The sequence below is a fragment of the Rhodococcus sp. no. 34 genome (assembly GCF_054589475.1).
Map to the genome: position 1 here is coordinate 34,238 of NZ_BAAILK010000006.1, position 19,248 is coordinate 53,485.

Genomic DNA, 19,248 nt, shown 5'->3' on the forward strand with positions numbered 1-19,248 from the left:
AGATCGCAAGGAAAACAATACTGAGAGTGAAGGTTTCAGGAGTGACAGCCTGCACCGACACGGTGAACAGCGATCCGCCGGTCGACGCGATCGCAGCACCGATCGCCAGCGCCACGACGGTTAGATGAGCGGGATTGACGCCAGAAGACCGTGCGACATTACGATTGTCGCGGGCAGCTTGCAACATCAGCCCCCACACCGATTTCCGGAGTCGATCGACAGCGACCGCGATCAGACACACGAACAAGATCGCGAACACGACCAATGCGTAGCGCGGTGGCTCCCAGCCGAACATCGTCACAGTCTCGACACCCGAGATCCCGGCCGAACCTCCGGTGAAACTCGGCCCGTCGATCAAACAGTGCTCGAAAGCGATGCCGAACAACAAGGTCACCGCGGCAAGGTAGAAGCCGGAGAGTTTCTGCGTTGCCAAGCTGAGGAGTACCGCAACCGCTGCAGCGGCGAGGGCCCCGAGAATCCATCCCCACCACATCGACAACCCGGTCCGAACCGAGATCAGCGCAACGGCATACGCGCCGATCGCCGCATACGCGCTGTACGCCATCGACAGTGATCCCGCGAGCACGAATGGCACGTACATGCCGAGTGCGATCAGCGAATACGTCGCAGCGAGGAACACCAGATCCTGCCGGTACAGACTCGGCCCCATCCACAGCAGCACGGCAGCAACCACGACCACGGTGATCAGCGCTTCTCGTGACACGGCGAGCATCCTCGTCCGGGAACTGCCGGCCGGAGTGGGCGGACTTGACGTCGGCGGACTGGTAGAAATCGAGGCCATCAGACGCGAACCTTCCTCGAGAGCAAGCCTTCCGGACGGAAAGCGAAGAACACCAGGGCAATCAACAGAATCGCGGTTTGAGCAGCACTCGCACCGAAGTAGTACGGGGCGAATACCTGGACGACACCCAGCACCATTCCGCCGATCAGCGGAGCCCAACTCCGGCCGGTACCACCGATGACGAGTGCGATGAATGCCGTCAGCGTCCATGACAGACCGCTCGTGAACTGAACACCGGCCTTGGGAGCGAACAGAAGTCCGGCGACGGCGGCAATCACACCCGCGAGGGTGAACGCGATGAGGCGTACCCGATCCACCGGCAAGCCCAGGACGCGGGCGGCATCCGGATTGTCGCCGACGGCGCGTAGCAGACGGCCCGAGGTGGACCGGTTCAGCCACAGTCCGATACCGACGAAGATCACGGCAGTTCCGACGACGAGTACAACGGTCGAACTGTCGACGGTGGCACCGAGCACCGATATCGGATCGAAGTCGAAGATCTTCTGTCCGGGAAGTGGTGTGCGGCCGAAGACCGTGCCGGCGAGCTGCTGGATCCCGAACAGTACTGCGGTCACCGCCACCAACGCCGGTAGTTCCCCACGACCCGAACGCTTCTGAACCTGTTTGACCACAAGCTTTTCCGTCAGGATCGACAGCGCCACCGCTACCGCGATCCCCAGCGGCATGGCAATCCAGAGAGCGAGCCCGTAATTGATCGCGACCCAACTCGACGCCATAGCCGCAGCCATCGCGTACGGGCCCATCGCAAAGTTGAAGAAATCTGCGCCGACCACCACGAGATACATTCCGAGGGCTATCAGTGAGAAGAATGCACCGATCTCGATGGCTGCGAGCCACAGTTGTGCGTCTGTCATGTCAAGGCTCCTCGGTTATCCGCACGGGGGTTGGTAGGAATCCCACGGATGGGCCGGCTTGTTGTCCTCACCGAATTCGACGAGCACCAGTCCGCAGAGGCTGTCCGGAGCCAGGTGATCCTGCGAGGAGAACGACAGTGTCAATCCGTCCTGGCCGAAGCTGGCGGGAAGTGCCGAAACCTGTTGAAGAGCATCACGAACGGCCGTCCGATCTCGGTGGTCGCCGGCAATTTCGATTGCCTCGGCCAACATCATGACGGCGTCGTACGCCTGTGCGTCGTAGGCGGTCAGTTGATAATCAGGCCCCTTCACCGCCTGCACCTTGCGACGCAGTTCGGCGGTTCTCGGGTTGTTCTCACTGAGCGAGCCCATGTACACCATGCCGCTCAACGCCTTCGGGTCCGCCAAAGCCCAAGATGCGGGCTGGTTTCCGATGGAAGCGAGTGAGAAGCGTTGCGTCTGCGGGGTGACCTTCGACAAGGTGTTGTGCGCGAGGATTTCGAAGTGCCCGCCGATACTGGCGACCAGAATCGCGTCCGGTTCGGTTTCCGCGAGACGTGAGACCTGTGCGGTGATGTCCGCGGCATCGACCGGCGCCTTTTCGACGCCCGTCACTCTCGCGCACTTCTCGAGCGCCGGCCGCAGGGTCTTGATGATTCCGTCGATGGACGCACTCGCGTCGCCGAGAATTCCCAGGGACTTGTACCCCATCTTCTCGAAAGCCCCGCAGTACACCTGGGCGTACTGCTTCAACGAGTTCGGAATCATGAACGAGAAGTCGTTGTCGGGCGCCGAGGCAAAGGCGTCGCTGAGAACGACCGGAGCTATCGCAGGAATCTTCGACTGCTGGAGAATCGACTTGGCCTGCAGCACCGACCCGCTGCCCGTGGCGAGGATGACCGCACTGGACCCGTGATCGACCAACTTCCGAATGATCGACGGGGTCTTGGTGGGACTGCTCTCGTCGTTCTCGACAACCAATTCGACTTGCTTACCGTTGATTCCGCCCGCCTGGTTGATCAGGTCGACGGTCATCCGCACCGTCTTGCCGGCGATCGTGCTGTACGACGCACCGGGCCCGGTGGAGTCCTCGTCCAAACCGATGACGATGGTGTCTTCGGGAATGACACCGGCAGATGCGCACGCGCTCGCCCCGAGCACCACTGCCGCGCAGACGGCGATCGCCTTTCCGAGTCTCACATCGAACTCCCGTCCAAACTATGCTTGGTAAATCAAACAAGCGCTTGATTTACGAATGTGGACAGAAGTATGCACTGGGTCACACTGATAGTCAAAATCCGAACTACACGCGCCGGAACTGCGGTGTTACGGCTTCTGCAGCTGCCGGATCGAGGAGCTGAGTTCGCGAATGACGGACTTCAATTCGTCGACATCAGAGCGGAGTTCGGCAAGGTCCGAGTCGAGAGATTCGGTCTGCGCTTCCTTCTTCGCCGTGCGCCGCGCAATGCGTGCCACCGGCTCGCCGTCGACGGAACGTGCGGCAAAGCCGTCCAGGAAAACCGAAATCAGATTGCGCTGCAGATCTTCGGCCAATTCGGAAAGCTGCGGGCGATACTGCGCGACGGTGGACCAGACGGATTCACGCAGGAGACGGTGAAACTGTTCGGGATCGATGTCTTCCCGAAACTCCGCGTCGGCAATTCCGCGAGCGATAGCCGATCGCCAGTAGCTGTGTGCCTTCTGAACCAGGATGGTGATGGGCGCGTCCGCCGGTTGCGACGAAAGTATGGCTTCTCCCTGATAGACCTCCGTGGCATACGGGTGATCCACCGCCGAGGCAAAAGAGACCGACACCATCGTGGCCAGGCGATTTCGAGCCGAACCTTCCGGTTCGATCGAGTCCTCGTACCGGACGTTGAGATCTTCGAGGAACCGGACGACGATCTCGTTGGCTATCGCATCCTTGGAGTCGAAGTAGTGATAGAGGCTGCCGGAGAGGATCCCGACTTCGTCGGCGATGTCTCGCACCGTCGTCGCGGCGATTCCCCGCTCACTGAACAGCTTGGCCGCATGAGCGAGTATTTCGTCCCGTCGGGTCGAGCGCACGAGAAGATCCTTCCGACGTTCCGATCGTCAAGCGAGTGCTTGATCAATTTCTCGTCGATGCTAACACCGCACCCTCGCTGACCTGCGGTGTGAGGTCCTGGACACCCAATCGAAACACCGGACACACACTTGTCACCGACAGTCATTCCACCGCAACAACTTCCACCTACTCTGTGCACTCGACGAATACAGCGTTGTATACGCACTCCGGATACAGATCTGTCAGAGCCATTGTCTGCCAGAGCCATCGACACGAAAGGCCCGTACATGCGAACCTTCTCGAAGCGCACCCTTGCCGCGCCGGCCGCTCTCGCCGCGCTGGGCTTGGTTCTCACCGGCTGCGGAAGCAAGGCAACCGACACCGCATCGGGAGATTCGACGGCTACGTCGTGCGTCGACACCTCGGGGGACACGATCAAGGTCGGTTCCCTGAATTCACTCTCGGGCACCATGGCCATCAGTGAAGTGACGGTCCGCGACTCCATCTCGTTGGCGGTGCAGGAGATCAACGATTCCGGCGGTGTACTGGGTAAGAAGATCCAGATCGTGGCAGAGGACGGCGCGTCGGAGCCGACAGTGTTCGCCGAGAAGGCAGAGAAACTGATCAGCAGCGATTGCGTCGCAGCAGTTTTCGGTGGCTGGACCTCCTCGAGCCGCAAGGCCATGCTGCCCGTGTTCGAGGACAACAACTCTTTGCTCTACTACCCGGTCCAGTACGAGGGACTGGAAGATTCGAAGAACATCTTCTACACGGGCGCAACGACCAACCAGCAGATCATCCCGGCTCTGGATTACCTGAAGGAGAAGGGCGTCAAGTCGCTGTATCTGGTCGGCAGCGACTACGTGTTCCCGCAGACCGCCAACCGCATCATCAAGGCGTACGCGGCAGCGAACGGCATCGAGATCAAGGGCGAGGATTACACGCCTCTGGGTTCGACCGACTTCTCCACCATCGTGAACAAGGTCCGCACAGCCGACGCCGATGCCGTGTTCAACACACTCAACGGCGATTCGAACGTTGCGTTCTTCCGTGAATACTCGAATGTCGGCCTGAAGCCCGCCGACATGCCCGTCGTCTCCGTCTCCATTGCGGAGGAAGAGGTCGGCGGAATCGGAGTCCAGAACGTCGAAGGCCAGCTGACGGCGTGGAACTACTACCAGACGATCGACTCCCCCGAGAACAAGAAGTTCGTCGCGGCGTACAAGGCAAAGTTCGGCCAGGACAAGCCCACGTCCGATCCGATGGAAGCGGCATACACCTCCGTCTACCTCTGGAAGAACACCGTCGAGAAGGCCAACTCGTTTGCGGTCAAGGATATTCAGGACAACGCCGACGGTGTGACCTTCCAGGCGCCCGAAGGACTCGTCACCATCGACGGCGACAACCACCACATCACCAAGACTGCCCGGATCGGCGAAATCCGTTCCGACGGACTGATCTACACGGTCTGGGATTCGGGACAGCCGATCGAGCCGGATCCGTACCTGAAGAACTACCCCTGGGCTGAGGGCCTCGGTAGCTGATCGACAAAAGGCGGAATTGACGGAATCGACGAGTAGAGAGGTGGAGCGTCTGTCATGGATGTTGTGATCGGGCAGTTGTTCACGGGTTTGAGTATCGGATCGATTCTCCTGTTGGCAGCGTTGGGGTTGTCTCTCACGTTCGGGCAGATGGGTGTCATCAACATGGCACACGGCGAGTTCATCATGGCCGGCTCGTACACCGCATACGTAGTGCAGCAGGTGATCTCGAATGCAACGGGATCGTTGATCATTTCTCTGCTCGTCGGTTTCGTCGTCGGCGGACTGATGGGTGTCTTGCTCGAAGTGGTCCTGGTATCGCGGATGTACCACCGACCCCTCGACACCCTGTTGGTGACATTCGGCGTCGGATTGATCCTTCAGCAGTTGGCGCGCGACATCTTCGGCGCGCCGGCAGTCAATGTTTCGGCGCCGAGCTGGCTTTCGGGCGGGGTCGATATTTTCGGCGCCGTGGTGCCGAAAACCCGCATCTTCATTCTGGTGTTGGCGATCGCAGCGGTGATCGCACTTTCGGTCGCACTGAAGCAGTCGTCGATGGGTAGACGCATCCGGGCCGTCGTCCAGAATCGCGATCTGGCCGAGACGAGCGGAATCTCCTCTCGTCGTACGGACATCACGACCTTCTTCCTCGGTTCCGGGCTCGCCGGCGTCGCGGGTGTCGCGTTGACGCTCATCGGTTCCACCAGCCCGACCATCGGCCAGTCCTATCTGATCGACGCCTTCCTGGTTGTTGTCGTCGGCGGTCTCGGTCAGATGAAGGGAGCCGTGATCGCAGCCTTCGCCCTCGGCATCTTGAACTCGTTCATCGAGTACTCGACGACTGCGTCGATCGCGAAGGTGATCGTGTTCGTCATCATCGTCGTCTTCCTTCAAGTTCGGCCGCAGGGCCTGTTCGCAGTCAAGACGAGGAGCCTCGTATGAGCATCCTGAACAATTCCCGAATTCGGGTGTGGGGCGGTTTCGCACTTGCCGCGATCGTGCTGTTCGCCGTCGCTCCGGTTGTGCTCTCGGACTTCAGGCTGTCACTGTTGGCCAAATTCCTGTGCTTCGCCATAGTCGCTGTCGGCATCGGCTTGGCTTGGGGCAGAGGCGGAATGCTCACGCTCGGCCAGGGCGTCTTCTTCGGAATCGGCGCATATGTGATGGCGATGCACCTCAAGATCGCCGATGCCGAACTCAAGGGCGACGCGGTACCGGACTTCATGTCCATCGCGGGCAAGACCGAACTTCCGGGATACTGGCAACCGTTCGCCTCGCCATTCGTGGCGATCTTCGCCATCCTTTTCCTGCCGGCCGCTGTTGCCTTTCTCCTCGGACTCGGTGTGTTCAAGCGGAGAGTCAAGGGCGCATACTTCGCGATCCTCTCGCAAGCACTCGCCGCGGCTTTCGCGATCCTCTTGATCGGCCAGCAGTCGATCGGTGGCAGCAACGGCCTCAACCGCTTTCGCACGTTCTTCGGTTTCAACCTCAACGATCCGGCGAACAAGCAGATGTTGTTCTTCATCGCCGCCGGAGTTCTTCTCGCATCGGTCGCTCTGATTCGCCAGCTGATGAACTCCCGATACGGCGAACTCCTCGTCGCCGTTCGTGATCAAGAGGAGCGAGTACGTTTCCTCGGATACGATCCGGCGAACATCAAACTGGTCGCCTACGTGACCGCGGCGTTCCTCGCCGGTATCGCCGGCGCGCTGTTCGTTCCGATCGTGGGCATCATTTCCCCCGCCGACGTCGGGATCGTCCCGTCCATCGCTTTCCTCATCGGGGTCGCGATCGGCGGCCGCGCAACGCTTCTCGGTCCGGTACTCGGTGCGATCGGCGTCGCATGGGCACAGTCGACATTCTCGGAGAAACTCCCTTCGGGATGGATCTACGCGCAAGGGCTGATGTTCATCGTCGTGGTCGGATTCTTCCCGGCAGGTGTGGCCGGATTGTTCGCCCTGATGCGCCACCGCAAGAAGCGTGAGACCCCGGCCGACCCACCGGTCAAGGTCTCCCAACCCGAACCAGTGGAGGTGTCGTCATGACCAACACAACCGCCACCAGCGAACCCACACCAGCACTGGGCGGCAACGCCGGAATGTCGTCCGAGTACCTCGAAGTACGGAATCTTTCGGTCAGCTTCGACGGCTTCAAGGCCGTCGACGGCGTCGACTTGACCCTCATGCAGGGTGACCTGAGGTTTCTCATCGGCCCGAACGGGGCTGGAAAGACAACGTTGGTCGACGCCATCACCGGACTCGTTCCCGCGACGGGTTCCATCACTAAGTCCGGCGAGCAACTGCTCGGCAAGAAGGTTCACAAGATCGCCCGCCTCGGCGTCGGGCGAACCTTCCAGACGGCAAGCGTCTTCGAAGAGCTCTCGGTGCTGCAGAATCTCGACATCGCGGCGGGAGCCGGTCGCTCGGCGTGGAACCTGCTCCGAAGGCGCAAAGGTGTGCTTCCCGAGATCGAGGAGGCTCTGGAGACAACCGGCTTGGAGCACCTCAGAGACACTCCCGCGGGCATTCTGGCGCACGGACAGAAGCAGTGGCTCGAAATCGGAATGTTGTTGGTACAGAACTGTTCCGTGCTCCTGCTCGACGAGCCCGTCGCAGGCATGAGTCTCGAGGAGCGCGAGGAGACCGGGAACCTTCTGCGGCGCATCGGCGGTGCGCGAACCGTCGTCGTAGTCGAGCACGACATGGACTTCATGCGATCCTTCGCCACGTCCGTCACAGTGCTCGCCGCTGGGAAAGTACTCGCCGAAGGAACTGTGGCGGAGGTCCAAGCCGACCCCAAGGTGCAAGAGGTCTACCTCGGCACAGCCGCTGCCGGAACCGATCTCGGCGCCGACACCGAACCGACCCCGGAGGACTGAATCATGCTCGAACTCGTCGACATCCGCGCCGGCTACGGACGCACCGAAGTGATCCACGGCGTATCCCTGCTGGTTCCCAGCGACGGGGTTGCGGCAGTCATGGGTCACAACGGTGCGGGTAAAACCACCTTGCTACGCGCCGCCGTCGGACTGATCAAACCCACACGGGGAAAGGTACTTCTGAACGGTGAGGACATCACCGGTCTACGGCCGAGCGCCCGCGTCGCTCGCGGACTTGCCTACGTACCCCAGGGTCAGCAGTCGTTCGGACAACTGACAACTGCCGAGAATCTTCGGGTGGTCGCCGACGGGCGCAAACGCGGAAAGGCACTCATCGCAGAGGCATTGGATCTGTTTCCCGCACTCACCACGCTCCTCGACCGTCGCGCGGGACTTCTCTCCGGTGGGCAGCGACAACAGCTTGCCATCGCTCGCGCCCTGATCACCGAGCCCAAGATCCTCATTCTGGACGAACCAACCGAGGGCATTCAGCCCAACGTGGTCGCCGAAATCGAAAGAACCGTCATGGAACTCACCGAGCGCGGCGATCTCGGTGTCCTCCTCGTAGAGCAGCACATCGGTTTCGCGCTCCAATCTGCTCAGCATTACAGCATTCTCGCGGCCGGACTCGTGACCTCGACCGGTGAGGGCGGCACCACGTCCACCGAGGCGGTTCGTCGAGCGATGGCAATCTGACATGAGTGTGCGGCCGCCGCTGCGCGAACAGGTTTACCGGTCGATCCGAAACGATCTGATGTCCGGTCAGATCGCGCCCTCGGAACGACTGGGCGAGGAACGCCTGGCCCATCTCTACGGTGTCTCGCGAACACCGGTGCGCGAAGCGCTCGCGAAGTTGGAATCCGACGGGCTGGTCGAGCGCGACGAACACGGCCTCTTTCCGTACCGACCGCACCTCGACGAGTTGGGTGGCCTCTACGAGCTGCGCATACTCCTCGAAGTGCACGGGCTTCGGCGGGTACTAGACGGTGAGGCCCCCGCTCATGATCGAGGCGCGCTCGGTTCCGAACTCGACAAGTGGTACGCATTTCTCAAACAGATGCCGGTACCGGACGCCGGCTTCGTGACGCTCGACGAGGAGTTCCACATCGCGCTCCTCGCCTCGTCCGGAAACCACGCGTTGGTCGACGCCTTGCAGGCCGTCAACTCGAAGCTGCGCCCCGTGCGGATGTTCGACTACCTGACTCCCGACCGTATGAAGGCCACCGTGGAGGAACATATCTCCGTCGTCGAACTGGTGCTGGACGGCAAGATTCCGCAAGCACACGAGGCACTGGTGTCGCACATCGACATCTCTCGTGCGGTTGTCCTCGACCGCGCTCGGCAGGCCCTCTCGTTGGCCGCCATGGCCAACGCTGTGCGGAACTGATCAGCGTCGTGTCGCTGACTTCAGGGTGAAGACTTCGGTGACGTGGTCTCTCGTCAGGGGGATCCTGAGATACTCCCCCGCTACGGTTGGCTGCGGGCCGAGTTCAGAACCGGGGACCGTACCCGTTGTGCCGTCCGAGCATTCGACTGCAACTTCGCTCGTGTAGTCCGCGTCAGGAGCAACCTCGCAGGAGAGTCCGGTATCCGTGGTGAAGGCGGAGATGCTCGAATCGGCGGGGCCGTGGATCGCTGTCCCGATTGGATCCGCCGGCGCCGGTGTGCTCGTAGTTGGTGTAGCCGTCGTTGTCGGGGTTGCTGTCGATGTCGGGGTTGCTGTCGATGTCGGGGTTGCTGTCGGTGTCGGCACAGACGCGGTGGTCGTCATCCCTGCAGTGTTCTCAGCTGCCGTGGTCTCAGCTGCCGTGGTCTCAGCTGCCGTGGTCGAAGAAGTCGTGGTCGAAGAAGTCGTCGATGACGGGGGTTCGCTCACCGAAGTAGACGTCGGGCTGACCGCACGCGCAGCAAATCCGGTTGGGAGGCTCAGCGGCGTGACCGGGTATGTCGCGCTGCCAATTCCGCATTGGGCCGTTACAAGATTGAATGTCACGTTTGTGGTGCCCAGTATCTGCGCCCCCAGAATCGCAAAAGCTGCCATCGAAAGACTCACGCTCAGCGTCGATTGCGCCGTTGTTGCCGTGGACGTTCGCGTGCTCACGAGCTTGATGTTCGTGTATTGAATCGTCGCCAAGCCAGCGGCGTTCACAGTGGCGTCCGCCCCTGTTACCGTCACCGATGCGTTCTCGGCAGGCTGTGGAATCGTGAGGACGCGAGATCCCACCGTCACCTGATTCGTGGGGCTACTCGCCGATACCGATGCCCTGTTCGAGGTATCGCACGCAGCCCCTGCCGTAATCGGCGATGCCACAGTGACTATCGGCGCACTGACCAGATCAACCCCCAGTAGAGACAGCAAGTTCACTGTCACGGTCATCGAGGTGAGTGTCGACGTCGCATCGGTATCCGAAACAATTGCCGACTGGCAGCGGCCGCTCGCAGGCTGCCCGACCGAGTAGGCAGCGCACGACGAGATCGATCCGGTCCGGGACAACGAGTTGACGCCCAGTAGCTTTGCAACCACCAGATTGGTTGTGTCCAGGTCCTTTCCAATCGTGTTCTGTTGTGAGACACCTTCGAACATCGAACTGCCGAAAAGATCTATCACGATTCCGCCACTGGACAACCCGAGCCCGCCGGCGCCTCTGCCGTACCCACTCGTCGTCCATGAACCGGTGGAAATCGGGCCGGTAACGTACTCGGAGTCTGTCCACGCAGCTTCTGTCTCTCCGAGGAGTGGGTGAGACGAGAAACCAGAGCCCAGAACAACCGCAACTGCCAATACGATGACTGAAAATAGGTGGCGACGCTTCATTGTCTACCGCCGTCTGGCGGTAGAAGAACCTGAATGGGTTCGGTTTTCGGGTCGGCCGAGTCGGCATCATCGTCGTCATCGGTATTGCGCGGCCAGAATACCGCGACCACCAAAGCGGCCATGGTCAGCGTGATCGCCCCCAGAACAAGAGGATTCGAGAAGTAGACGATCACCCGCGCCAATCCCGGAACGTGCCAGAGCACCTTTCGGACCGTGGTGACCTCGTATACCGCGGGATCAGCCGAAGCGTTGGCATCACCCTTGAGATCGAGAATCGTGATGCCGTTGTCCTGGGTACGAGCGGAGACGACCCGGTGGGTCACCGGCAGTTCGGACACTCCCCGATCGACGGTGACGACGTCGCCCACCTCGACGGAATCTGCCGGTACTTCCCGCACAACTGCCAGAGATCCGGTCGGAATGGTCGGCGACATCGATCCGGTCTTGAACATGATCAGTGTGATGTCGAAAACGAAGGCACAGATCACCAAAGCGATACAGATGACCCCACCGACTGCAAGAACCTGAAGGATGCAGTCCCCGATGATCGTGGGGACCGAACGCTTCTTCGTCCGGGCATGTGTTGCCCGGGCATGTGTTGGCATTGCAGCTCCTTCAGGGTGTTGCACTGAACTGCCAAGTGGGAGTTGCCGTTTTACCGGTCAGCGCCGAGTTGCTCCAATTAGCCGAGGTCGCGGGCAGCGAAATCTCGAAGCACAGCGCCACCGCGGCGCCCGGGGACGCTCCACCGGTGGGTAGCGCGATGGCCCCGACTGCGGAACCAGTTGAGAGCGACGGAAACACCGTCGCACTTCCCACCACGAATTGTGGTGTTCCCGTGGAGAAGGCCGACGCATCACAGGTCGTCGACTTGACCACCCGATACCGCAGCGCCGACGCCAGAGTTGAGTCGCCGGCAACCGTGGCCGCCTGCAGAGTGACGGATGCTGCCGGCGAGACCGGCACTGTTCGAAGAGATATCGGGCCATACGAGAACGCACCGGGGCGAATCAGGAGCGCCGAGGGCGTGTACGTGAAAACGCCAGGGGCACTGGATGAATGCGACGACCATCCACCGCCGACGTTCGACTCGATTCCGAATGTTCCGGTGCGAAACGATGCATCGCCCATCGTGCTGTCCACCCAACTGGCCGCCACGGTGGTTGCACCGATACCCAGGACGAGTCCCGAGGCCGCCAGTGCGTACACCTGACGCATTCGCCGTGTGACCACGCAGGCGTCAGGGGGTGGACTGGCCGGTGAACTGCCAGAGCAAGCGCCCGGTGTCCTTGCCCGACACGATCGAAGGGTCGACTCCGGCAGGCAGCGTGACCGCGAAGCACAGTTCCACCGGCACGCCCGTGCCTAGCAAGGTGACATCCGAACCCGAACCTGCCGTCAAGGCCACCGGACTAGCTGTCGTGCCCACCCATGCTGTTCCTGCTCCAATTCCCGCCGCCGTGCAGGCCGTGGAGGAGACACCTCGATACACCGAGTACCGCAGGGCGGGTTTGAGATCGGCATCACCGCCCGTCGCACCGAGTAGTTGTACCGTCGCGCCGGAAGTGCTGGCCGTGGGACCGATCCGAAGCGCTACCGGCGCATATACCGTCGTTCCGGGTGCGAGTGTGTTGAATCCCGTGCTGAATTGGAAGTGGCCGGCGGAAGCGTCCACTTGATACTCACCCCAGGTCGTCAGTCCGTCGAAACTGCCCTGGAGATTCCAACTTCCCGTCTTGAACTGCGCGTCGCCGAAAACATTGTCTGTCCACGCCGCCAAGGTGACAGCGGCGCCGATACCGAGGACAAGTCCTCCGGCAAGTAACGCACGTACTTTGCGCTTGTTTACAGCCTTCCGATCAGTGGCCATGCTGGTCTCGATTCACTTGGAATGCGAAAGAACCTCCGATTCGGGAAATCTAGCCCCCAATTTCATCCGAAATATCCGAAATGACCGAAATCGAGACAAGAACTTCACGCCTTGTCCGCCTCGCCACCATTCGTGGGCGCTGACCAGGCGGAAATAGGAAAGCCGGCCAGATGGTTGCACCTTCCAACGACGTTTGCGTTCTATTCGCTGAGAAAGGCACCACATTCATGGCCGTCCCACTTTCCATCCTCGATCTCGCCCACATCGGCGACAACGAAACCGCCAAAGACAGCTTCGACGCCAGCGTGACCTTGGCGCAGCGTGCCGAGGAGTGGGGTTACAAGCGAATCTGGTATGCCGAGCACCACAACATGGGTTCCATCGCGTCTTCGGCCACCAGCGTTCTGATCAGCCACGTCGCCGCGCACACCAGCAAAATCCGCCTCGGCGCCGGTGGAATCATGCTGCCCAACCACGCGCCGCTGACGATCGCCGAGCAGTTCGGCACCCTCGAGACTCTGCACCCGGGTCGCATCGATCTCGGTCTCGGTCGCGCGCCCGGTAGTGATCAGAAGACGATGCAGGCTTTGCGACGCGACCCGAGTTCTTCGGACAGCTTCCCGCAGGACGTACTCGAGCTTCAGGGCTACCTCGGCGACACTTCGCGCGTCCCCGGAATCAATGCCGTTCCCGGTAAGGGCACTCACGTTCCGCTCTACATTCTCGGATCGTCATTGTTCGGAGCCAAGCTCGCCGCGATGCTCGGCCTGCCGTATGCATTTGCCTCGCACTTCGCCCCCAACGCCCTGCGCGACGCCGTCGCGATCTATCGACGCGAGTTCAAGCCGTCGGAGCAGTTGGCGGAGCCGTACGTCATCGCGGGCGTCAACGTCATCGCCGCCGACACCCATGAGCAGGCTCAGCAGGACTTCCTTGCGGCCAAGCGTTCGCGCGTCAGCCTTCTTCTCGGACGCGGACGCAAGTTCACGGACGACGAAGCGGACATGCTGCTCGACTCCCCCGCGGGTCAGCAGGTTCTGCAGATGACCAAGTACAGCGCCATCGGCACGCCCACGGAGGTCCGCGCCTACCTCGACGAGTTCACCGAGCATGCACAGGCCGACGAGCTGATCACGGTGTCGACCGGCACCAACCGCGAGGCTTGGTTGCGCACGTTCGAACTCCTCGCCGACGTGAGCGATCTGGTACCCGCCTAAGCTGCCGGTATGGGCGATCCATCCCGTCGCGGGTTCATCTCGGTACTGGCAGTTCTACTTTCGACGGGTTGGGCCGCCAACCACTTTGCTTCGCTCATCCCGGTTCTCCGGGTGGACGAGGGCCTTTCGCATACCGTGCTCGACGGTGTTTTCGGTATCTACGCGCTCGGACTTCTACCCGGCCTGTTGACCGGTGGAGCACTGTCGGATCGCGTCGGCCGAGCTGTAGTCGTCCTGCCCGGAGCGCTCATAGCCTCGCTCGGAACCTTGATTCTTCTTCTCTGGCACGACGCGCCCGGGCTCATGGTCGGGCGCCTCGTTGTCGGTATCGGTGCCGGTCTGGCAATCGGCGCCGGTACCGCGTGGGCGGCTGACCTTCGCGGCAAGTCCGGAACCGTGATGGCGGGCGTAGTACTCACCTCGGGTTTCGCACTGGGACCACTGTTTTCGGGTCTGTTGGCACAATTTGCCGCCTTCCCACTCGCTACGCCCTTTGTCGTCTCGGCCTTCTTGTCGGTGGGTTCGGTTACCGCGGCAGCTGTGTGGAGTCGTACACCTGTTTCCGTAGAAGCCGCGACCGTCACACCCGTCCCAGACGGCGCGGAGCGCTCCGTCGCAAATGCGCCAGACGGCGCGGAGCGCTCCGTCGCAAATGCGCCAGACGGCGCGGAGCGCTCCGTCGCAAATGCGCTGCTCTGGGCACTTCCGTTGGCGCCGTGGGTGTTCGCCAGCGCAACAGTCTCTTTTGTGACCATGACGGCCAGGCTCGGAGACCGCTACTCCGGCCCTCTCCTTCCGGGTTTCGCGGCGGCGCTGACTCTGGGTGCTGGAATCTTGGTTCAAACCGCTGCGCGCCATCGCAATTGGGGTCCTCAGGCCGGCACGGTCGGCGCCGCACTGGCGGCGCTCGGATACTGCCTGGTCGCCGTCGGCGGCGCACACCCCGCGCTCGGGTTGTTCATCGTCTGCGCGCTCGTCCTCGGTACGGCCTACGGACTGTGTCTGCGTGAGGGACTGCTCGACCTCGAGTCGCTGGCTCCCCCGGCCTCGAGGGGCGCTTTGACCGGGATCTTCTACGTCGGCACCTATCTCGGATTCGGACTGCCGGTGCTATTGGTTGTCATCGAACCCACGATGGGCCCGTCACTGCCGTTGGTGATCCTCGCCGCTGTTGCCGCCGTCGTTGCCGTGGTCCGATTCCGTCGATTGCGGTCGACCCAGGCTTCCGCCTCACATCCGCGTCTCGAAGCCGCATCGGTCTGAGCGTCCATTCGGACGGAGTTGGCGGTACTTGCAGTCGCAGCTACCCGGCGGTGTTAGCGTCGGAGGACCAGAAGGTCACTGCGTAGGGACACAGCAATGGGCAAGAGCGAGGCGGGCAAGGCCGAATCGGCCAAGAGTAGTGCGGACGACCTGACGGGTCGGCGCATCCTGATCACCGGCGCTGCCCGCAATATCGGTTCTTCGCTGGCCAGACGCCTGTACGACCGTGGTGCGTCCGTGGGACTGCTCGGCCTCGAGCCTGAACTTCTCGAGCAAGTCGCCACTTCCTGCGGCCGCGCCCCCTGGCAGTTGTGCGATGTCGCCGATCTCGCGCAGGTATCTCGCGGCGTCGACCACATCGCTGAGAAGCTGGGAGGCATCGACGTCGTCGTCGCCAATGCCGGGGTCGAGGCGAACTCGTCGATCCTCGGCGGCGACCCTGCGGACATGCGCCGCGCCGTCGAAGTCAACCTCATGGGCACGTACTACACCCTGCGCGCAGCAGGTCCGCACATCAGTCACGAAAACGGTTACGCCCTGGTGGTCGCCTCGGCTCACGGCGCCGCCAAGCATCCGTTTCGCGGACCGTTCGGTGCTTCGCGCGCCGGCGTCGAAGCGTTGGGCGACGCGTTGCGCTGGGAAATGAAACACCTCGGCACCAAGGTGGGCGTCGCGTACATCGGCGACATCGACACCGATACCACCGCACTGTCGTTCGACGGAGCACGCGGAACCCTCGCCAGCGTCGGCACCACGACCATCGCTGACGCCGTCGACGCGTTCGAGCGCGGTATCGTCGGCCGGAAGTCACGCGTACACGCGCCCCGCCGCAGCGCCGCGGTTCGCCACATCGCGCAACGAGCTATCGACCTCCGTCCCTCTCACATCCGTGGAGTCGCATGAACCCCCGCATCCCGCCCGGCCGATTCAAAGACCTCGGTCCGATCAACTGGGGAATCTGGCGTGTCCTGTCGAAGGCTGCCGGAGCACCCGACGCGCATCTGTTCAGCACCTTGGGCCGCACGGGTGGACTGTTCCGCGGTTGGCTGCACTACTCCGGCTCACTCATGCCCGGCGGCAAGATCTCTCGCCACGACACCGAACTGATCATCCTGCGGGTCGCGCACCTGCGGGACTGCGGTTACGAGATGGATCACCACATCAGGCTCGGCCGCAAAGCCGGAATCGACGCAGAAGAACTGGCCCGAATCATCGAGGGCCCTGGCGCTTCCGAGTTGAGTCCGCGTCACCGTGCGATCTTGACTGCGGTCGACGAGTTGGTCACCACCAAGGACATCACCGACAACACGTGGGGAACGCTCTCGCAGCATCTCGACGATCGTCGGTTGATCGAATTCACCTTGTTGGTCACTCAGTACGACGGCCTGGCCACCACGATCGGAACCTTGCGGGTTCAGCGCGACTTCTCCTGAAGTTCCGCGGCGGCCGTAACTCAGCTCTAACCCGAAGACATCTGGACGAAACACCTGATCAATAGCGTATACAGGTATGTCGACAGGGATGAATACGGCGCCGGAGCCACTGCGTGAGGTGGTCTACCGGGAACTACGCACCGAACTGGTCAACGGGACTATCGGGTTCGATCAGCGCCTGACGGAACCGAAACTCTCCACGCGTTTCGGCATTTCTCGCACACCAGTACGGGAAGCGTTGACGATGCTGTGCGCCGATGGACTCCTGCGCCGGGAAGAGTACGGGTTCTCCGCCGTGCGCCCGAGTATCCCGCGGATCCGAGATCTGTATGAACTCCGAATCACTCTGGAACTACAGGGAATTACCCGGGCGATCGCAGATCCGACGATCCGGCACGACCGAACAATCCTCGACGACGAATTGGTGCGGTGGCGTGCCCTGGCTCTCGATCCGCCCGCTCAGGAACCGGGGTTCGTCGAACTGGACGAGGAATTCCACGTCGCCGTACTGAGGGCGTCGGGAAACAATGAACTGGTCGCGTCGCTGCTGTCGGTGAATTCCCGTATCCGGCACGTTCGGATGTACGACTTCATGGTCAACGGCCGCATCGACACCTCGATCGCGGAGCACATTCGAATCCTCGAAGAACTACGTGCCGGCAATCTGCCCGAGGCCCGCACGCTTTTGCACCAGCACATCGGCGAGTCTCTCGACGTCGTCCTCGACCGGGTGACCCGCGCGATCACCGCGCTCTCACTCGCCAACATCACGGACTGATCGGAGCAGTACACACCATGACCATCGCAGCAGAAGTTTTCACCCCGACAGCCCGGGTCGAGCAGGCATTCCAGCGGATCGAGGAAGTAGATCGCCCCGAAGTCTGGATCACGTTGCGCCGCAAGGAAGATGTGCTTGCCGATGCCGCTTCGGTCGAAGCCAGAATCGCCGCGGGCGAGCATCTTCCTCTGGCTGGGCGTCTGGTCGCCGTCAAGGACAACGTCGACGTCGCCGGTCTGCCGACCACAGCGGCGTGCCCCGAATTCGCGTATTCGCCGGACGAAACCGCCAGTGCCGTTGCGCGGTTGATCGAGCACGGGGCTGTTGTTCTGGGGAAGACCAATCTGGACCAGTTCGCCACCGGACTGGTCGGAACGCGCAGTCCGTACGGAGCCGTTCGCTGCGCCTGGGACGAAGAGTTGATCTCGGGCGGTAGTAGCTCCGGATCCGCCGTCGCTGTCGCGCTGGGAATTGCAGACATCGGAATCGGCACCGACACCGCCGGTTCCGGCCGGGTGCCGGCAGCGTTCCACGGGATCTACGGACTCAAGCTCTCGCTCGGCGTCATCCCAGCCCACGGAGTAGTGCCCGCCTGCGTCGACTACGACGCTCTGACGGTATTTGCCGACGACCTCGAATCGGCAACCGCGGCAGCGGCAATCATGATCGGCCACGAACCTCGAGATCCCCGCAGCCGCGTCTGGCCTTCCGACGTTCGTCTCGCGGCGGCGCCGAATCCCCGCGTCGCCGTCCCCCGAATCGAGGATCTCGCTCAACTGAGCCCGCCGTATCTGGCAGCATTTCAGGACACTGTGACAGCTCTGGTAGCCGGCGGCGCCGAGACCGAGACCGTCGACATATCCGGACTGCTCGACGCGGCCCGATTGCTCTACGACGGCGCCGTGGTGGCGCAGCGGTACGCCGCTGCCGGCGAGTTCCTCGAAACTCGTCCTGCCGGAGCAGATCCCGCGGTGTCCGACATCGTGCTCGGTGCGAAGCACCCCACCGGATACCAGCTAGTCGACGATCTCGATGCTCTCACCCGCGCCAAGGCTGCCGCCCGGGAACTCCTCGCCGGGTTCGACGCCCTACTGCTTCCCACCACCACCGAACACCCGACGATTGCCGCCGTGACCGAGGATCCGTTCGGAATCAACCGCCGGATGGGAGCTTTCACCAACTTCTGCAACCTGCTCGACATGGCGGCCGTCGCGGCGCCCGGACACCGCACTGCCGAAGATCACCCGTTCGGCGTCATGTTCGTCGTACCCGCTTTCGACGACCAGATCGCCATCGACCTCGCTGCGCGACTCGGCGGTGTGCCTTCACCCACCCTCGTCGATACCGGAATCGACCTCGCAGTATTCGGCGCTCACCTGCGCGGGCAACCCCTCAACACACAGTTGGTCGACCTCGGCGCGCGGTACGTCGAAACCGTCACGACCTCGGATGCCTACCGGCTCTTCGCTCTCGACACGACGCCACCGAAGCCCGGCCTGGTACGCCGTGGCCCTGGACTCGGCGCACCGGTCGTCGGCGAGATCTTCCGAATCTCACCGGCCGGGCTGGGAACGTTCCTCGCCGCCTTGCCTGCACCGATGGCGCTCACCAGCGTCGAGTTATCCGACGGCAGAACGACAGTCGGCTTCAGCTGCACTCATGACGCCGTAAACGGCGCAGCTGACATCACCGACTACGGCGGTTGGGCCGCGTACCTCTCTCGCTGACA

At 62.1% G+C, this 19,248-nt stretch carries 21 protein-coding genes; 14 read left to right on the forward strand and 7 right to left on the reverse strand.

All coding sequences use genetic code 11. The features are described from left to right. The 4 genes from ACYP01_RS00465 to ACYP01_RS00480 all read right to left on the reverse strand — a co-directional run. Window positions 1-733: branched-chain amino acid ABC transporter permease (locus tag ACYP01_RS00465; RefSeq protein ID WP_459678180.1), on the reverse strand; the 733-nt coding region annotated here is incomplete at its 3' end. A 68-nt stretch (window positions 734-801) separates the two neighbouring features. Continuing rightward, window positions 802-1,677 carry a branched-chain amino acid ABC transporter permease gene (locus tag ACYP01_RS00470; RefSeq protein ID WP_003941557.1) on the reverse strand — a complete coding sequence of 292 codons (876 nt, stop codon included), beginning with the start codon at window positions 1,675-1,677 and terminating at the stop codon, window positions 802-804. Between the two features lie 15 nt (window positions 1,678-1,692). Next, the gene (locus ACYP01_RS00475) at window positions 1,693-2,877 is read right to left on the reverse strand and encodes an ABC transporter substrate-binding protein (protein ID WP_042452925.1); all 1,185 of its coding nucleotides are present in this window, start codon (window positions 2,875-2,877) and stop codon (window positions 1,693-1,695) included. 126 nt (window positions 2,878-3,003) lie between these two features. Then, entirely contained in the window at window positions 3,004-3,744 is a 741-nt protein-coding gene (locus ACYP01_RS00480; protein ID WP_459678122.1) for a TetR/AcrR family transcriptional regulator, read from the reverse strand. A gap of 267 nt (window positions 3,745-4,011) precedes the next feature. On the opposite strand from ACYP01_RS00480, the gene urtA reads away from it, so the two are divergent. The 8 genes from urtA to ACYP01_RS00520 all read left to right on the forward strand — a co-directional run bounded on the left by urtA (window position 4,012) and on the right by ACYP01_RS00520 (window position 10,602). Beyond that, window positions 4,012-5,268 (forward strand): urea ABC transporter substrate-binding protein, encoded by a 1,257-nt coding sequence (urtA, locus tag ACYP01_RS00485; RefSeq protein ID WP_007735391.1) that lies wholly within the window; start codon window positions 4,012-4,014, stop codon window positions 5,266-5,268. Between the two features lie 54 nt (window positions 5,269-5,322). After that, the gene (urtB, locus tag ACYP01_RS00490) at window positions 5,323-6,207 is read left to right on the forward strand and encodes an urea ABC transporter permease subunit UrtB (protein ID WP_054827779.1); all 885 of its coding nucleotides are present in this window, start codon (window positions 5,323-5,325) and stop codon (window positions 6,205-6,207) included. After that, complete coding sequence (gene urtC / locus ACYP01_RS00495; RefSeq protein WP_459678126.1) at window positions 6,204-7,310, forward strand: urea ABC transporter permease subunit UrtC; 1,107 nt, start codon at window positions 6,204-6,206, stop codon at window positions 7,308-7,310. The genes urtB and urtC overlap by 4 nt, the downstream gene beginning before the upstream one ends. Further along, on the forward strand, window positions 7,307-8,143 hold the full coding sequence (urtD, locus tag ACYP01_RS00500; RefSeq protein ID WP_019744448.1) for an urea ABC transporter ATP-binding protein UrtD: 837 nt from the start codon (window positions 7,307-7,309) through the stop codon (window positions 8,141-8,143). The genes urtC and urtD overlap by 4 nt, the downstream gene beginning before the upstream one ends. Before the next feature lie 3 nt (window positions 8,144-8,146). After that, the gene (gene urtE, locus ACYP01_RS00505) at window positions 8,147-8,839 is read left to right on the forward strand and encodes an urea ABC transporter ATP-binding subunit UrtE (protein ID WP_459678129.1); all 693 of its coding nucleotides are present in this window, start codon (window positions 8,147-8,149) and stop codon (window positions 8,837-8,839) included. Window position 8,840: 1 nt separating this feature from the next. Beyond that, window positions 8,841-9,530: a GntR family transcriptional regulator gene (locus tag ACYP01_RS00510; protein WP_459678132.1), complete on the forward strand. Its 690-nt coding sequence runs from the start codon at window positions 8,841-8,843 to the stop codon at window positions 9,528-9,530. A gap of 205 nt (window positions 9,531-9,735) precedes the next feature. Beyond that, entirely contained in the window at window positions 9,736-10,266 is a 531-nt protein-coding gene (locus tag ACYP01_RS00515) for a hypothetical protein (RefSeq protein WP_459678134.1), read from the forward strand. A gap of 114 nt (window positions 10,267-10,380) precedes the next feature. Next, complete coding sequence (locus tag ACYP01_RS00520) at window positions 10,381-10,602, forward strand: hypothetical protein (RefSeq protein ID WP_042923314.1); 222 nt, start codon at window positions 10,381-10,383, stop codon at window positions 10,600-10,602. Window positions 10,603-10,954: 352 nt separating this feature from the next. Here the strand turns inward: ACYP01_RS00520 and ACYP01_RS00525 are convergent, their stop codons facing one another. Genes ACYP01_RS00525 through ACYP01_RS00535 form a run of 3 tightly spaced genes read right to left on the reverse strand, consistent with a single transcriptional unit; the run spans window position 10,955 to window position 12,828 of the window. After that, on the reverse strand, window positions 10,955-11,563 hold the full coding sequence (locus tag ACYP01_RS00525; RefSeq protein WP_054827776.1) for a signal peptidase I: 609 nt from the start codon (window positions 11,561-11,563) through the stop codon (window positions 10,955-10,957). Window positions 11,564-11,573: 10 nt separating this feature from the next. Beyond that, window positions 11,574-12,191 (reverse strand): hypothetical protein, encoded by a 618-nt coding sequence (locus tag ACYP01_RS00530; RefSeq protein WP_230359616.1) that lies wholly within the window; start codon window positions 12,189-12,191, stop codon window positions 11,574-11,576. A gap of 7 nt (window positions 12,192-12,198) precedes the next feature. Further along, window positions 12,199-12,828, reverse strand: a complete 630-nt coding sequence (locus ACYP01_RS00535; protein ID WP_058227456.1) for a SipW-dependent-type signal peptide-containing protein — start codon at window positions 12,826-12,828, stop codon at window positions 12,199-12,201. A 227-nt stretch (window positions 12,829-13,055) separates the two neighbouring features. Between ACYP01_RS00535 and ACYP01_RS00540 the strand changes: the two genes are divergently transcribed. The 6 genes from ACYP01_RS00540 to atzF all read left to right on the forward strand — a co-directional run bounded on the left by ACYP01_RS00540 (window position 13,056) and on the right by atzF (window position 19,246). After that, on the forward strand, window positions 13,056-14,045 hold the full coding sequence (locus tag ACYP01_RS00540) for an LLM class flavin-dependent oxidoreductase (protein WP_039973481.1): 990 nt from the start codon (window positions 13,056-13,058) through the stop codon (window positions 14,043-14,045). Window positions 14,046-14,054: 9 nt separating this feature from the next. Then, complete coding sequence (locus ACYP01_RS00545) at window positions 14,055-15,308, forward strand: MFS transporter (RefSeq protein WP_387390650.1); 1,254 nt, start codon at window positions 14,055-14,057, stop codon at window positions 15,306-15,308. A 96-nt stretch (window positions 15,309-15,404) separates the two neighbouring features. After that, on the forward strand, window positions 15,405-16,211 hold the full coding sequence (locus ACYP01_RS00550; RefSeq protein ID WP_208689763.1) for an SDR family NAD(P)-dependent oxidoreductase: 807 nt from the start codon (window positions 15,405-15,407) through the stop codon (window positions 16,209-16,211). Continuing rightward, window positions 16,208-16,741 carry a carboxymuconolactone decarboxylase family protein gene (locus tag ACYP01_RS00555; RefSeq protein WP_019744457.1) on the forward strand — a complete coding sequence of 178 codons (534 nt, stop codon included), beginning with the start codon at window positions 16,208-16,210 and terminating at the stop codon, window positions 16,739-16,741. Before ACYP01_RS00550 ends, ACYP01_RS00555 begins: the two co-directional genes overlap by 4 nt. 76 nt (window positions 16,742-16,817) lie before the next feature. Further along, complete coding sequence (locus ACYP01_RS00560; RefSeq protein WP_019744458.1) at window positions 16,818-17,519, forward strand: GntR family transcriptional regulator; 702 nt, start codon at window positions 16,818-16,820, stop codon at window positions 17,517-17,519. 17 nt (window positions 17,520-17,536) lie between these two features. Continuing rightward, complete coding sequence (gene atzF, locus ACYP01_RS00565; protein ID WP_459678140.1) at window positions 17,537-19,246, forward strand: allophanate hydrolase; 1,710 nt, start codon at window positions 17,537-17,539, stop codon at window positions 19,244-19,246. Window positions 19,247-19,248 lie beyond the last annotated feature (2 nt).

Coding starts and splice junctions, on each gene's coding strand:
- ACYP01_RS00470 (WP_003941557.1), bottom strand. CDS start 1,677: ATGACAGACGCACAACTGTGGCTCGCAGCCATCGAGATCGGTGCATTC.
- urtA (WP_007735391.1), top strand. CDS start 4,012: ATGCGAACCTTCTCGAAGCGCACCCTTGCCGCGCCGGCCGCTCTCGCC.
- urtB (WP_054827779.1), top strand. CDS start 5,323: ATGGATGTTGTGATCGGGCAGTTGTTCACGGGTTTGAGTATCGGATCG.
- urtC (WP_459678126.1), top strand. CDS start 6,204: ATGAGCATCCTGAACAATTCCCGAATTCGGGTGTGGGGCGGTTTCGCA.
- urtD (WP_019744448.1), top strand. CDS start 7,307: ATGACCAACACAACCGCCACCAGCGAACCCACACCAGCACTGGGCGGC.
- urtE (WP_459678129.1), top strand. CDS start 8,147: ATGCTCGAACTCGTCGACATCCGCGCCGGCTACGGACGCACCGAAGTG.
- ACYP01_RS00510 (WP_459678132.1), top strand. CDS start 8,841: ATGAGTGTGCGGCCGCCGCTGCGCGAACAGGTTTACCGGTCGATCCGA.
- ACYP01_RS00525 (WP_054827776.1), bottom strand. CDS start 11,563: ATGCCAACACATGCCCGGGCAACACATGCCCGGACGAAGAAGCGTTCG.
- ACYP01_RS00535 (WP_058227456.1), bottom strand. CDS start 12,828: ATGGCCACTGATCGGAAGGCTGTAAACAAGCGCAAAGTACGTGCGTTA.
- ACYP01_RS00540 (WP_039973481.1), top strand. CDS start 13,056: ATGGCCGTCCCACTTTCCATCCTCGATCTCGCCCACATCGGCGACAAC.
- ACYP01_RS00545 (WP_387390650.1), top strand. CDS start 14,055: ATGGGCGATCCATCCCGTCGCGGGTTCATCTCGGTACTGGCAGTTCTA.
- ACYP01_RS00550 (WP_208689763.1), top strand. CDS start 15,405: ATGGGCAAGAGCGAGGCGGGCAAGGCCGAATCGGCCAAGAGTAGTGCG.
- ACYP01_RS00555 (WP_019744457.1), top strand. CDS start 16,208: ATGAACCCCCGCATCCCGCCCGGCCGATTCAAAGACCTCGGTCCGATC.
- ACYP01_RS00560 (WP_019744458.1), top strand. CDS start 16,818: ATGTCGACAGGGATGAATACGGCGCCGGAGCCACTGCGTGAGGTGGTC.
- atzF (WP_459678140.1), top strand. CDS start 17,537: ATGACCATCGCAGCAGAAGTTTTCACCCCGACAGCCCGGGTCGAGCAG.